The organism is Mycoplasma sp. HS2188 (assembly GCF_025209835.1).
Lineage (GTDB): Bacteria > Bacillota_I > Bacilli_A > Mycoplasmatales > Metamycoplasmataceae > Mycoplasmopsis.
The window spans coordinates 1-13,971 of the sequence record NZ_JAOAOI010000004.1 but is presented as its reverse complement, the minus strand read 5'-3'; the positions used below and the strand labels follow the sequence as shown (position 1 = coordinate 13,971).

The following is a 13,971-nucleotide window of genomic DNA, read 5'->3' as shown; positions in this document are numbered from 1 at the left end:
TATGTTCATAACTTTTGAAGGCCCAGATGCCAGTGGAAAAACTACACTAATCAATAAATTAGCAGAGTATTTAAACAAAAATTACCCGCAATTAAAATTTATTACAACAAGAGAACCGGGCGGAAAAGACATTGTCGAAGCCGAAAAGATAAGAGAAATAATACTTGATAAAAATTCAAAATTAAGTTCTGTTTCGGAAGCTCTTTTATATACCACCAGTCGTAGAATCCATTTGGAAAGAGTTATTTGACCAGCTTTAAAAGAAAATAAAATTGTTATTTGCGATCGTTATGTTGATAGTTTTTTTGCCTATCAAGGATATGCTCGTGAGTTAGGGATCGAATACACCAAGACACTAACAAATTTAGTCATTGAAAATACAATTCCTGATATAACATTTTTTCTTGATATAACACCTTCACAAAGTAAAGAACGTATGAATAATTTAAGATTAGTCAATCAGCAAGATAGGTTAGATGATGAAAACGACGCTTTTCACAATAATGTTTATAACGGTTATCGTGCTTTAATTGATAGTGACCCTTCTCGTTTCATTATCCTTAATGCCGACCAACCTGTTGATATAGTCTTTAATGAATTAATAACCAAATTAAACAATGATAAAAGATTTAAAAAATATATTATAGAGGTTATGAATGATCGCTCCTAACCTGAAACGAATTATCGATTCTTCGGTTTTAAATAATAAAATCAACCATTGCTATTTATTGAAAAGCCAAATGGGAATGGATATTGATGATAATATCATTTACATGATAAATGCAATCAACAACCAAAACATTGATTCACTTGAAAACATTCAATATAGCAACATTATTGTTGCAGATGCTTCTAAAAATAACGGCGAGGGATTAAAAAAAGATGAAATAACCAATATTTTTGAACAAAGCAATTTCACTGAATTACAACCCGATTTTAAAAAAATAATTGTTTTTAAAAATATTGAATTAGCCAGCAATGTCGCTCTTAATTCATTACTGAAAACTATTGAAGAACCCGGCAAAAATGTTATTTTTATTTTGACAACAACAATGCCACAAAAACTACTCTCAACTATAAAATCTCGTTCATTTATCATCAATATCAATCGACAAAATAATTTTGAAATCGAAAAATCTATCAGTAATTTAGGTTACGATAAGACTCAATCATGATTTTTTTCTCACATTGTAACCGATGAAAATGAAATATTAAACAGTCGAAGTTTTTACGATTTTAAAAAAATCGAAAATCTAATCAATGTTTTTATTTCATCATTTAAAACTCCAACATTATTGCCTATCCACTTAACCAAAATGAACAAAAAGGATACACATGAAGATTTAATGTTTCATTTGCGTTGTTTAAAATTTATTTTCTCATTGAGTTGACAACAAACTAAATTAATGCCTAAACCGTTTCAACAACTTGTTAAAAAAATGAACGGAGTTAATTTTAACTTCAAAAAGGCTTTCATAAATATTGAACATTTTTTCGCTTCAATTGCGGCAAATGTAAATATATTTTTACAAGCGGCAGCCCTGCTAGTTAAATTACAGGAGTGTTATGAGTAAAATTTATATTGTTGGAACTCCTATAGGAAATTTAGAAGATATCACTCTACGTGCCTTAAGAATATTAAAATCAGTAGATATTATCGCTTGCGAAGATACGCGCGTTAGTTCAAAACTATTAAATTTTTACAATATTTTCGATAAAAAACTAATCACTTATAGCAAGATCAATGAACAAAAATCAGCACAATATATCATTGACATTGTTTTAAATGAAAACAAAACTCTTGCGCTGGTATCTGATGCTGGAATGCCGATGGTTAGTGACCCTGGTTTTGAATTAATTAATTTAGCAAAAGAAAAAAATATCGATATTGAATTAATACCCGGAGTAAACGCAGCTGTGAGCGCTTTTGTGTTGAGCTCGTTATCAAATACTTTTACCTTCCACGCTTTTCCAAAAGAAAAGAAGGGGCAAAGACAACAACAAATTAAAGAACTTAGCCTTAACACGGCACATATTTTTTATGTTTCACCACATAAACTAGTGGCATTTTTAGATGATATTGAATTAATATGAAAAGATAAGGCATATTTATTTGTTGCTAGAGAATTAACTAAATTACACGAGAGCACATATCAAGGCAATGTTGAAACAGTGCGTGCAGAATTAAATAAAACAAGTCAAAAAGGCGAATTTACCATCGTTGTCAAAATAAACGAAGAAGAAAGAAAAAAAGTGAATAAATATTCACAATTTTCAAAGGTTAATAATATTAATTAGCACATAATGTGCTTTTTTTCTATAAATTTATTGAATAATTTGATATTTATCGCCATTTTTAGTGTCTCAAACAGCTTTTAAAAAGCTATCAAAAAGCCTGCTCCAATTAACAACTCTTGTTGTAAATTCAGGCTGATATTGACGCTAAATAAAAAGGATGATTTTTTAGTTTGCAAATTTTAGAAACTTTTAAATCAGAGGCAATACCGGAAAATTTAAAACTATCTTCAGCTAAAATGGCGATACATGTCATTATTTGTAATAGTGTCGGTGCCTTTCGTAAAAAACTTTATTGGCATAATTACATATGTTAATATTTAATTTCACTAATTGAAACAATCTTTCAAATATTTTTTTGACGATGCCCTTTTAAAACACATTTAGCGTTTCCTTAATAATTTTTGATGGTGATAATAAATATTAAGTCTATTTTTACTTTTATGAATGTTGAAAGTCGTTTTTCGCTGTGTTGTAAGGCTCTTTAATTCTTTTATTATCATTTCCTCTTTTATATTCCGCTTTAAACTTATGTTTTTGAAGTGGGTCGCTGAAATTTCACTCAAAAAGTGCAATATTTTATGAAAACTAACGGGTAATTCTAATAGCTAATTTTCTGTTAGTGCATCAGTTAATAAATGAAAAACGCAGTCTTAGCTGCGAATTATTGTTGAGGTTTATGCAAGGCATTACCATAGGTGATATTTTCGTTGAATAATTCTTTAGTTAATCACTGAGGCAATTTTGAGTTACTGTGAGATAAATTTTCGCAGTTTTTGAAAGCGCGGGGACCGATCTCAGTTACATTTTGCATCTTAACACTTGTTAGAGCTGTGCAGCCTTTAAAAGCTTCTTCGCCGATCTTAGTCGCATTTGGCATCTCGATACTTGCTAGGGCTGTGCAGTCTCTAAAAGAATAAAAACCGATCTCAGTTACATTTGGCATCTTAATAGTTGTTAGAGCTGTGCAGCCCCTAAAAGAATGGAAACCGATCTCAATTACATTTGGCATCTTAATAGTTGTTAGAGCTGTGCAGTCTCTAAAAGCATTATAACCGATCTTAGTTACACTTGGCATCTCGATACTTGCTAATGCTCTATTGTTTTCAAAGGCAACAGGCGAAATAGTTTTTACTTCTTTTGACAGAACAACATTTCCGCTTGCTTGTTTTCCATCAATTAATATACCATTTACAATAGCTAATTTTTGTGGGTTTGAATCGATTAAATTTTCTAAAAATTTCGTGTTATTAAAAGAATTGCCGCCGATCTCAATTACATTTGGCATCTTAACAGTTGTTAGAGCTGTACAGTCTCCAAAAACATTATAACCGATCTTAGTTACACTTGGCATCTCGATACTTGCTAGGGCTGTGCAGCCTATAAAAGCATTATCTTCAATAGTTTTTACTTCTTTTGACAGAACAACATTTCCGCTTGCTTGTTTTCCATCAATTAATATACCATTTACAATAGCTAATTTTTGTGGGTTTGAATCGATTAAATTTTCTAAAAATTTCGTGTTATTAAAAGCATTGCGATCAATATTAGTCACATTTGGCATTTCGATATTTGTTAGGGCTGTGCAGCCTTTAAAAGCTTCCTGGCCGATATTAGTCACATTTGGCATCTCGATATTTGTTAGGGCTGTGCAGCCGGAAAAAGTTCTGTACTCAATATTAGCCACAATTGGCATCTCGATGTTTGTTAGGGCTGTGCAGCCTTTAAAAGCATAGTAACTAACCTTAGTTACATTCGGCATCTCGATGCTTGCTAGGGCTGTGCAGTCTTTAAAAGCACCCCTTCCAATAGTTTTTACTTCTTTTGACAGAACAACATTTCCGCTTGCTTGTTTTCCATCAATTAATATACCATTTACAATAGCTAATTTTTGTGGGTTTGAATCGATTAAATTTTCTAAAAATTTCGTGTTATTAAAAGCATCGCGATCAATATTAGTCACATTTGGCATTTCGATATTTGTTAGGGCTGTGCAGCCTTTAAAAGCATTGGAACTGACATCAGTTACATTTGGCATCTCGATGCTTGCTAGGGCTGTGCAGTCTTTAAAAGCATAGTAACTAACCTCAATTACATTCGGCATTGATAAATTAACTATCCAAGACATTTTATGAATGGATAATTCATCTTTAAGCATTCATTTTAAAGATTGTATATCATCAATTTGGTTGACTAGAGTATATCCATTCTTGTTCTTTGCAATAAATCCATTATCTATATATTTTTGAATATTGTTCTCATCAATAACAAAATATTTTATTTGATTATTGTTTTCGGGTTCTTTTGGATCAGTTGTTGTTGGTGTTTCGCTGCTGTTGTTTTCGGGTTCTTTTGGATTAGTTGTTGTTCCTGTTTCGTTGCTGTTGTTTTCAGGTTCTTTTGGTTTAGTTATTGTACCTATTTCATTGCTGGTGTTTTCAGGTTCATTTGGATTGGTTGTTGTTCCTGTTTCGTTGCTGTTGTTTTCAGGTTCTTTTGGTTTAGTTATTGTTCCTATTTCATTGCTGTTGTTTTCAGGTTCTTTTGGTTCGGTTGTTGTTCCTGTTTTACCTTTTTCAGGCAAATCCTTGCCATTATTACATGACAATGTGACTAATACCGAACCAATCGAAACTATTGAACTAGCTGATAAGAGAATTAATTTCTTGTTTTTCATAATAATGTTTTTCCTTTCTTAATGAGTTTTAACTTTTGCTTAATTTTATAAATTTGATTTTGTTAATTTTTTAATATTCATCTGAGCCGAATACTCTCTATATAATTGTAATTTCATCTCTTCGGAGAATCCGCAATGAAAATAAATTTATCGTCTCGTCATTGTATTAAGTCTATTTTTTATTCTTATGAATGTCAAAAGCTCTTTTTAACTGTATTTTAAAGCCCTTTAATTCTTTAATTATCATGCCATCTTCTTGATTTTATTGAGTAAATTAGCTGCTAATTATTTTCATTTAGTAAGAACAAATATTTTGGAAAGCTACGAGATTTATTTTTGATTAACAGCATTAATTTCATCTAATTGTTTAATCAAATTTATTTAAAATGTTACCTTATAACCACTTTTAAATTTACCGACCTAAGATGAACAAAATATCGACTCATCCCCCTGAAGTTTTGACCTTATCATTTCCTCCTTTATATTCTCTTTTAGACTTATGTTATTATTTTTTTTTTTTTTTTTTTTGAAGTGGATCGTTGAAATTTCACTTAAAAATATGAAAAAAGACAATATTTTATGAAAACTAACAGGTAATTGCAATAGCTAATTTCCTGTTAGTGTATCAGCTAATAAATGAAAAACGTAGCCTTAGCTGCGAATTATTGTTGAGGTTTGTCTAACAATAATTTCGTTGAATAATTCTTTAGTTAATCACTGAGGCAATTTTGAGTGACTGTAGGGAGTATTTTCGCAACCTTTAAATCTATCCATCATATTTAAATCAATTAAATTTCAAATATAAGGCACAATAAAAAAAGAAATTAAAGACACTAAATTTAAGATCTCAAACATTGTTCAAAGATATTGCGTAGATAGAAAATGGAAATATTTTTTGTTGATGTTTATTCATAAATACCTAAAAGATCTATATAAATGTATTTACTATAATCAACCATAAAACTAAAAATTTATGGTTTAGACTGAATAAAATCAGCAACTTAGGTTTATTTTCGATAACATCATTGATATTCAAGATTGAAATTTTAAAAATTTATTATTTATTCTAATTGCGATTTTATTATGCCGAGCAAAAACACACTGATAGAATTAAAAAATATGTGACATATATTTTTGACATAAAAATAAGATGATATAACAAAATTTATACTGAAAACACCACAGCGTGTTGCTGTGGTGTTTTTTATAAAAATGTTAATATTTTTTACCCACGTTTACTTTCTATGCTTTAAATTCAACCTTATTATTGCTTGTTTTTCCAAACAGCTTTTAAAAAGCTATCAAAAAGTGGATTCGAATTAACAACTCTTGTTGTAAATTCAGGGTGATATTGAACGCCTAAATAAAAAGGATGATTTTTTACCTCGCAAATTTCAGCCACTTTTAAATCAGGATGAATGCCAGAAAACTTAAATTCATTATCTTCTAATGAGTGGCGATATTTATCTGCTATTTCGTAACGGTGACGATGTCTTTCATAGAAAATTTTATCTCCATAAATTTTAGAAGCCAAAGTATTAGGCAAGGCTTGTATTTTGTCTTCACCTAATCTTAAAGTACCGCCTAAATTCATAGTATCTCCGTTTTCATAAAATGGAGTTAAGACAAATTCTTGATTTGTATTTTTTACTTCAAATTCTTTACTTGTTGCATTTTTCACCCCAAGACGCCGAGCTTGAGCAATCGCCATTGCTTGAAATCCTAGACATATACCAAGCGTTGGAATTTTATTCTCTCTTGTGTATTCAGCCACATCAACTTTTGAATAAAAACCACGGACTCCAAAACCTGGTAAAATCAATGCTCCATCAATGTTTTTAAACACATTTTCAATATTTTTTTCAGTAATAGTTGAAGAATCAATTAGCGAATAATTCAAATCAACATTTAGATGCGCAGCAGAGATTTTTAATGAGGAAATAATTGATAAGTAGGCATCTTCTAAGCCTGTATATTTTCCAACAAGTAAAATATTTACTGGTTTTGTTCTTTTTGCTAAATATTTCTCGATAAAATTATTTCACTCCTTATTTGCGTCCTGAATAATTTCTTTTTTAATTTGAAAGTGTTCATAAATTATCCGCACTATTCCGTATTTTTCTAAAAATAAAGGTATTTCATAAATATTAGTTTTGTCAGGAATATTAATAATATTTTGCGACGGAATAAAAGCACTTTCACTGATTTTTTTGATAATTGAACTATCAATTCCTTCTTGTGAACGCAACAATAAGATATTTGGATTAATACCAAACGAGCGCAGAGAAGCAATAGAAACTTGACTTGGTTTTGATTTATATTCCTTTGATGCACTCAGGTATGGTATAAATGCTAAATGAGTAAATAAGACATTTTTCGAATACATGCTAGCAAATTTTGATATTGCATAAATATAAGGGTTGGATTCAAGATCGCCTACAGTTCCCCTAATCTCAATTAACATAAAATCAGGCTCTTTTTTAGTAGCTTGTGTCAAAATAATGTCAATAATTTCATCAATAACATGCGGCACAATTTGAACCGTTTTTCCTAAATATTCACCCCGTCTTTCCTTTTCGAAAATTCGCGTAAAAATTCTGCCAGTTGTAAAATTAGATTCTTTTGTTAATTTAACATCAATAAATCTTTCGTAGTGTCCTAAATCTAAATCTGTTTCCCCACCATCGCTGGTTACATAAACTTCCCCGTGTTCCATTGGATTCATCACTCCTGGGTCAATATTTAAGTATGGGTCCATTTTTAGAACAAAAATACTAAATCCTTGTGCTTTTAATAAATTTCCTATACTAGCGGCACTAACCCCTTTGCCTAAACCACTTAACACACCGCCGGTTATAAAAATAAATTTTGTTTTCATAATCCTCCAAAAATTAAAAAAATAATACTTATATTATAAACAAGCACAATTTTATTGAAATAAAAAAAGCAAACAAGCTCATTTTGTTTGCATAACGATATTAAAATGTAATAAAAAAAGCCCAAAAGGGGGCGATTTTAATCATATGGTGGCTCCGGCAGGAATCGAACCAGCGACACACGGAGCTTCAATCCGTTGCTCTACCTACTGAGCTACAGAGCCACAATGGCGGTCCAGACGGGGATCGAACCCGCGATCTCCTCCGTGACAGGGAGGCGTATTAAACCACTTTACCACTGGACCATTTGGTGGCGGAGGTTGGACTTGAACCAACGACCTCAGGGTTATGAGCCCTGCGAGATACCGAGCTTCTCCACTCCGCGATGTGATAAGTTTTTTTGGGTGCCATAACAGCAAATGGCGGGTGATGAGGGATTTGAACCCCCGCGGGCCGTGAAGCCCCTGCTAGTTTTCAAGACTAGTCCCTTCAGCCGGACTTGGGTAATCACCCATGGTGGACCTAACTGGATTCGAACCGGTAACCGACCGGTTATGAGCCGGTTGCTCTAACCGTTGAGCTATAGGTCCATAACAGTTAGATTTGTTCCATATAATGGTAGCGTCGAAGAGAGTCGAACTCTTGACCTTCCGGGTATGAACCGGACGCTCTAACCAACTGAGCTACAACGCCATAATGGTGGAGGATATGGGATTCGAACCCACCACCCCCTGCGTGCAAGGCAGGTGCTCTAGCCAAATGAGCTAATCCCCCAATGGTGAAGAAGACAGGATTTGAACCTGCGACCACTTGGTCCCAAACCAAGCGCTCTACCAAGCTGAGCTACTTCTCCGCTGGCATGCTTTATCAATAAAAGCAAGATTATTATATCACAGCAAATGATAAGAAAAAGAATTTTTTTAAATTTTTTTTATTAGCTATTTTTTAAACAAAAAAGCCGTAGATGCCATGAATAATATAAAATATTATATAGGTAATGGAGATAAAATGAAACAAAGAATTAAATTAACAAAACAAAATTTTGACGAACTAAAAAAAACAATGAGCATGGATTTAGATTTATTTCTAAGTTTAACTAATATTAGCAATAAAGAAGATATAAATAAAATAATCATTTTTCGTTTCCTAAACGAACAAGATAATGATGAAATCATAGCGAAAATTAAAAATGTAAATGAAAAAGTATCTTTTGAACTATTTGAATTGAATATTAAAAATTTCGACACATTCGTTTTTGATATGGATGGAACATTATTAGATAGTAAAAAAAATATTGTGCCAAATAATTTAAAAATACTAAACCAATTACGAGCAATGGGCAAAAATATTGCGATTGCCACTGGTAGAGCTGTATTTATGTTAAAAAATTATTTAAATATTATTCCATATAATTTACCATTTTTATGTGCTAATGGTGGAATGGTTTATGATCATGTAAGTTTTGAAATGATTTCTGATTTTAATATTCCAAAACAACAAGCAAATTTAATCATGGATAAGGCCGATGAATTAAATTTAGGCTATTATGTTTTTTGAACTAATGGTTTAGCCGGATTTAATGTTGAAAATTCACAAGATTTCAAATCTCGTGATTATTCAAAAATGATGGAGCCTGAACATTGAAGTTTAAATCCTGGCAGAAATTTTTTAGATGATAAAACAATTTGCAAAATTTTAGTAACTTTTGATCCACATCAAAGCGAAGATATAAAAGTATTAGCCCAATTTGTTGAGCAATTTAAAAATCTAATCGGTGTGCAGACACAAAAAAACTTTTTCGACATAGGTGAACCTAGTTCAAAAGCACTGGCTCTTGAATCAATAGCTCCTAAATATAATATTGATTTAGGCAGAACTGTCGCTTTTGGTGATGCTAACAATGATGCACCTACTTTTGATGTAGTTGCCTTATCATGTGCACCACTAAATTCAATGACAAATGCTCTAGAGGGAGCCACTTTTGTTAGCGACAAAACATCAGACGAAGATTGAATATATGATTTTATAGAAAACAAACTATTAAAATAAAAATAACGAGTAAAAATAATAGTGATAGCACATCACTATTATTTTTTTATGACAAATTATTTTTCAAATTCGTATCGGAATCCGTGTGACTTAGCATAGTCATTAACATAAGAATTATATTTATCGGTAACTAATGTAATATTACTAATTTTTACAAAAGCATACTCAGAAATATGATTGATAGAAGCAGGAAGATAAACTTTTTTTAACTTAGGTAAATAATTAAAAGTAAAATCGGGGATATTAGTAATTCCTTGCTCTAAATACACTTCCTCAACATTTTCCTTAAACGATATTTCTTGGCCGCTTAATTTTGTTAATGGGTGAATATAAATTTTTGTGGCCCCATCAGGAATCGAAATTAGTTGTGAATAGTCATTATTGTATAAAAGACCTTTATATGAAGCAAATGAGTAATTACCCGGCTCTACTTCAATAAATTTCAATAGAGGAATATTAAATAGCTCTTTCCCATCACTTAGTGTTTTTGTGTATTTAGATATTGTTATTTTATCTTTTTGATATCCAGCAGGTGTTACTAAAATTTCAGTTAAATCTTTAGTGTATAGCATTGCGTCTGAAGACGCATAAACGCTATTACCTTCATCAACATTGAAACTTTCTAACTGCGCCTGCATACCTTTGTATTCAATGTTTGTAACATATTTACCAATTTGTAGCGTTTTTAAATTCTCGTTATTCAGCAGTGTATTTGCGATGTTTTCAACTTTTATATCGCCTAGTAAGTCTGGAATTACTACATGCTCACTTAAGGCGTTTTTGATTGCTAGACCTTTTCAATATTCGTATTGAATTTGATTATGGGTTAAAGTATAATTCAACACCCTTATGACACGATGGTCATTTGATATTTGTTCAGAATTCATTCTAAAATATCTTTTTTGAATAGTTCCTCAAGTCGGATCAGAATAAAATCACTCGTGTGTTTGGGGATCTTGAACTAAAACTCACTGGTGATCACCGGCCGATGATCAACCAATTACCATGACTGAATTTACACCAATCAAGTCTAACATTTCTTTGTATAAATTACTAAAACCACCACACACTGCGTATCTATACTCAATTATTTCTCAAGGATTAATATGAGGTCTATTTTTAGCATTAGCATACTTAATGTTATTTGTTATTCAATCAAAAATTGCTTCAATTTTTTCGTTCTTAGTCATTGACTCTTTAACGATAGAATTATGTAAAAATTCATTAACTTTTTGTCGTTGTGCTGGCGTATAGTTAATTTCACTGAATTTTTCAATAAATTCATTGCCACCAAAATTTAAAAACTTGATTGCTTGATTATTAATGAATGCATTTTGAGGATTCACACGACGATTTGTGTCTTTCAACGAGGCGTTAATTGCGTCGACTTCTGGATAATTAAGCAAGGGATTGCTTTCTTGTTTATATTTTTTTTGAGCTAACTTATTGTAGTTATCGCCGGCTCAGTCAGGTTTAGCATCTTCAGAATCTTTTAGCGATTCTTTAAGTGATTTAATTTGATTAAATTGTGAACTCATCGAATCGTAGTAATTGCGCAATTCGTTCAAATAAAATTCATTATCTTTTTTTATAGTTGGAAATTTAAAATCATAGATTTGGCTTTGTAATAAATCAACAACTTCTTCGTACTTATATTTTGCTTCATTTTTTGTTGAGGATAAATAATCACTTAGTTCATTTCTTAAATCAGTCAATTTAACTTCAAATTCGGCAATTTTTTGTTCAAAATCAACAGTATTTTCTTGTTGTTTTTCATTTTTATTTGTGTTATGTTCTTGATCATCAGCAATGTTATTTTCATCATTATTGTCTTTAACTTCAATATTTTCGTTGGTTTTTTGATCAGTGTTTTTATCAGCTTGTTCGTTTTTTTCACTATCGTCATTATTATTAGACTCTATATGTTGACCATTGTTAGATTGATTATCGCTTTCAACATCTTTATTTTCAGTGTTTTGTACCCTAGAGTCATTGTCGTCTTTGCTTGAATTGTCATTATTTTGCGACCCATGATTCTCATCACTTGAATCAACTTGATGATTATTTACAGATTCGCTTTCATCTTTTGTGTGTTTGTTGTTGGTTTTTTCCGACTCATTTTGATTATTTTCATTCACCCTGTCGTTTCTTTTATCATTACTGCTTTCGTTTGGAGTAGGTTTTTGCTTATCAACGGTTGGATTCGATGATTTATTGTGTTCATTATTATCGTTGTTAACAACGTTGATAGTTTTGATTTTCGGTTCGCCAATATCATTATTTTTCTCAGTTGTCGCAACACTATTAGTGATGTTATTATCATCTTGTTCATTGTTACTGCTTGTTTTTTTAGTATTTGAGCACGAAACTGCCATCACATTTAAAGCTAGACTAAGCGGGATACTAAATAATAATTTTTTTCGACTTCGTTTTTTCATATTTACCTCATTTTCATTATTATAATATGAATAAAACACAGCGGGAATCAAAAAAACAGGCATGGCCTGTTTTTATAAATTATTTTTGGATCGCAAATTCAACTAATGTATCAAGCAATGCACCCATTGGTTTGCCTTTTCTATCGGCGGTTCCTGCAATATCACAGTGAATGTATGGAACATTGTTAGTAAATTCTTTTAGGAACATTGCCGCAGTGTTGTGATCTGATGTTTCATCATTGTTGTAATTATTTAAATCGGCAACAATACTTGCGGTATTAGGTTCATGGAAATCTTCGTGTAGTGGCATTCTTCAAACTTTTTCACGTGCTATTTTTGCCGCTTTTTCAAATATTTTTCAATTTTGCTCATCTGTTGACCAAATACCAGAGTAATCAAGTCCTAATGTTCTAACCATTGCACCGGTTAATGTTGCAACATCAACTAATGTTGTGGCATTTAAAACTGTCGCACCATAATATAATCCGTCAGCTAAAACAAGACGACCTTCAGCATCAGTGTCTGTAACTTCGACCGAAATTCCAGCCATTGAATCATACACATTTTCCGGCAATGAAGCATCACCATCTTGGCGGTTATCGGTAATGCACATTACTGCTGCTAAATTTTTCTTGATTTTTAATTCAGCTGCAGTTTTAACTGTGTAAGCAGCTATAACTGAACCTGACATGTCATATTTCATACCTTCCATATGATAGCCTTTGGTATTCATCCCACCGGTGTCAAAAGTAATACCTTTTCCAACATAAACAATTTTTTCGTCTGAATCAGGATTCCCGTTGTACTCAATAACTACAACCCGTGGAGCGTGTGTTGAACCTTTATTGACTGACAAAATAAGACCCATACCTAAATCGCTGATGTCATTTTTTCTCAGTACTGTCACTTTTAAATCTTCATTTTGTTCGAATTCCTCTTTAATAACATCGGCCAATGTTTCAGAATTTAAAAAGTTTTCTGGCATCACTTGTAAATTTCTAACCGAGTTTTTATTCAAGGCAATAATTGCGTATTTTTGTGCTATTTCAGTAAATGAGGCATCTGGTAATAGGAATGTGAATTGTTTTTTTTCTGGTGCTTCTTTTTTCTTGTTAAACAAAACAGCCTCATAGAAAAATATTTTTGAATAAAATGCTTTAATTACAGCATCCATATCTAAATTTTTCGTTACAAATGTTTTTAAGTCTATTTGATAGTTTCTATTGCTTGTTACAATAAATTTATCAATAAAATTAAGTAGTTGATCATAATTCAAATCTTTTTCAATATAAATAAATCCTTCTTTGTTTTCAATAAACTCAGTTATAGCACCGTTTTTTGTTGAAATTTTTGGACTAATTTCATGATCTCTTTGACCACAAACTGCTTTTAATAAGAAATTTTCATTTCTAAATGTTGAATAATATTTAATCATTATCCCTCCTGTATGAGTAATATTATACACGGAAATCAACACTTAACCGACTTGTTAGAATGATAACTTTAAGTTATGAAATAAAAAACAAAAGTTCCTAGGGTAAATAAAAAACAAAAGTTCCAATTTTTAATAAAGTATTAACGTAATGAAAAAAAGCAATTACGAAATTAACAAGAGATATCAATTGGAGTATATAAA

Annotated in this window: 8 protein-coding genes and 8 tRNA genes; 4 read left to right on the top strand and 12 right to left on the bottom strand. The window is 31.4% G+C overall.

Going from position 1 to position 13,971, the window contains the following annotated elements; all coding sequences use genetic code 4:
• Position 1: 1 nt before the first annotated feature.
• From tmk to rsmI, 3 genes are read left to right on the top strand one after another with little or no spacing between them, the layout of a single operon-like run.
• On the top strand, positions 2-670 hold the full coding sequence (gene tmk / locus N1F73_RS02070; protein ID WP_259290041.1) for a dTMP kinase: 669 nt from the start codon (positions 2-4) through the stop codon (positions 668-670).
• A complete protein-coding gene (locus N1F73_RS02065) occupies positions 657-1,574 on the top strand; it encodes a DNA polymerase III subunit delta' (RefSeq protein WP_260359795.1) in 918 nt (305 codons plus the stop codon). The genes tmk and N1F73_RS02065 overlap by 14 nt, the downstream gene beginning before the upstream one ends.
• Positions 1,567-2,298 (top strand): 16S rRNA (cytidine(1402)-2'-O)-methyltransferase, encoded by a 732-nt coding sequence (gene rsmI / locus N1F73_RS02060; RefSeq protein WP_259290043.1) that lies wholly within the window; start codon positions 1,567-1,569, stop codon positions 2,296-2,298. Before N1F73_RS02065 ends, rsmI begins: the two co-directional genes overlap by 8 nt.
• A gap of 661 nt (positions 2,299-2,959) precedes the next feature.
• On the opposite strand, the gene N1F73_RS02055 is transcribed toward rsmI, so the two are convergent.
• From N1F73_RS02055 to N1F73_RS02010, 10 genes are all read right to left on the bottom strand, one after another.
• On the bottom strand, positions 2,960-4,972 hold the full coding sequence (locus tag N1F73_RS02055) for a leucine-rich repeat domain-containing protein (RefSeq protein WP_260359788.1): 2,013 nt from the start codon (positions 4,970-4,972) through the stop codon (positions 2,960-2,962).
• 1,264 nt (positions 4,973-6,236) lie between these two features.
• The gene (locus N1F73_RS02050; protein ID WP_260359787.1) at positions 6,237-7,850 is read right to left on the bottom strand and encodes a CTP synthase; all 1,614 of its coding nucleotides are present in this window, start codon (positions 7,848-7,850) and stop codon (positions 6,237-6,239) included.
• A 146-nt stretch (positions 7,851-7,996) separates the two neighbouring features.
• A tRNA-Phe gene (locus tag N1F73_RS02045) sits at positions 7,997-8,072 on the bottom strand.
• 4 nt (positions 8,073-8,076) lie between these two features.
• Positions 8,077-8,153, bottom strand: a tRNA-Asp gene (locus tag N1F73_RS02040).
• A 3-nt stretch (positions 8,154-8,156) separates the two neighbouring features.
• A tRNA-Met gene (locus N1F73_RS02035) sits at positions 8,157-8,233 on the bottom strand.
• Between the two features lie 35 nt (positions 8,234-8,268).
• Positions 8,269-8,361 (bottom strand) — tRNA-Ser (locus tag N1F73_RS02030).
• Between the two features lies 1 nt (position 8,362).
• Positions 8,363-8,438 (bottom strand) — tRNA-Ile (locus tag N1F73_RS02025).
• 26 nt (positions 8,439-8,464) lie between these two features.
• Positions 8,465-8,541 (bottom strand) — tRNA-Met (locus N1F73_RS02020).
• A 4-nt stretch (positions 8,542-8,545) separates the two neighbouring features.
• Positions 8,546-8,622, bottom strand: a tRNA-Ala gene (locus tag N1F73_RS02015).
• A 2-nt stretch (positions 8,623-8,624) separates the two neighbouring features.
• Positions 8,625-8,701: transfer RNA gene (locus N1F73_RS02010), tRNA-Pro, on the bottom strand.
• A gap of 155 nt (positions 8,702-8,856) precedes the next feature.
• Between N1F73_RS02010 and N1F73_RS02005 the strand changes: the two genes are divergently transcribed.
• Positions 8,857-9,897 (top strand): HAD family hydrolase, encoded by a 1,041-nt coding sequence (locus N1F73_RS02005; protein ID WP_260359785.1) that lies wholly within the window; start codon positions 8,857-8,859, stop codon positions 9,895-9,897.
• A gap of 56 nt (positions 9,898-9,953) precedes the next feature.
• On the opposite strand, the gene N1F73_RS02000 is transcribed toward N1F73_RS02005, so the two are convergent.
• Both N1F73_RS02000 and N1F73_RS01995 read right to left on the bottom strand, forming a co-directional pair.
• Positions 9,954-12,335: a transglutaminase domain-containing protein gene (locus tag N1F73_RS02000; RefSeq protein ID WP_260359783.1), complete on the bottom strand. Its 2,382-nt coding sequence runs from the start codon at positions 12,333-12,335 to the stop codon at positions 9,954-9,956.
• A gap of 79 nt (positions 12,336-12,414) precedes the next feature.
• Entirely contained in the window at positions 12,415-13,770 is a 1,356-nt protein-coding gene (locus N1F73_RS01995) for a M17 family metallopeptidase (RefSeq protein ID WP_260359782.1), read from the bottom strand.
• Positions 13,771-13,971 lie beyond the last annotated feature (201 nt).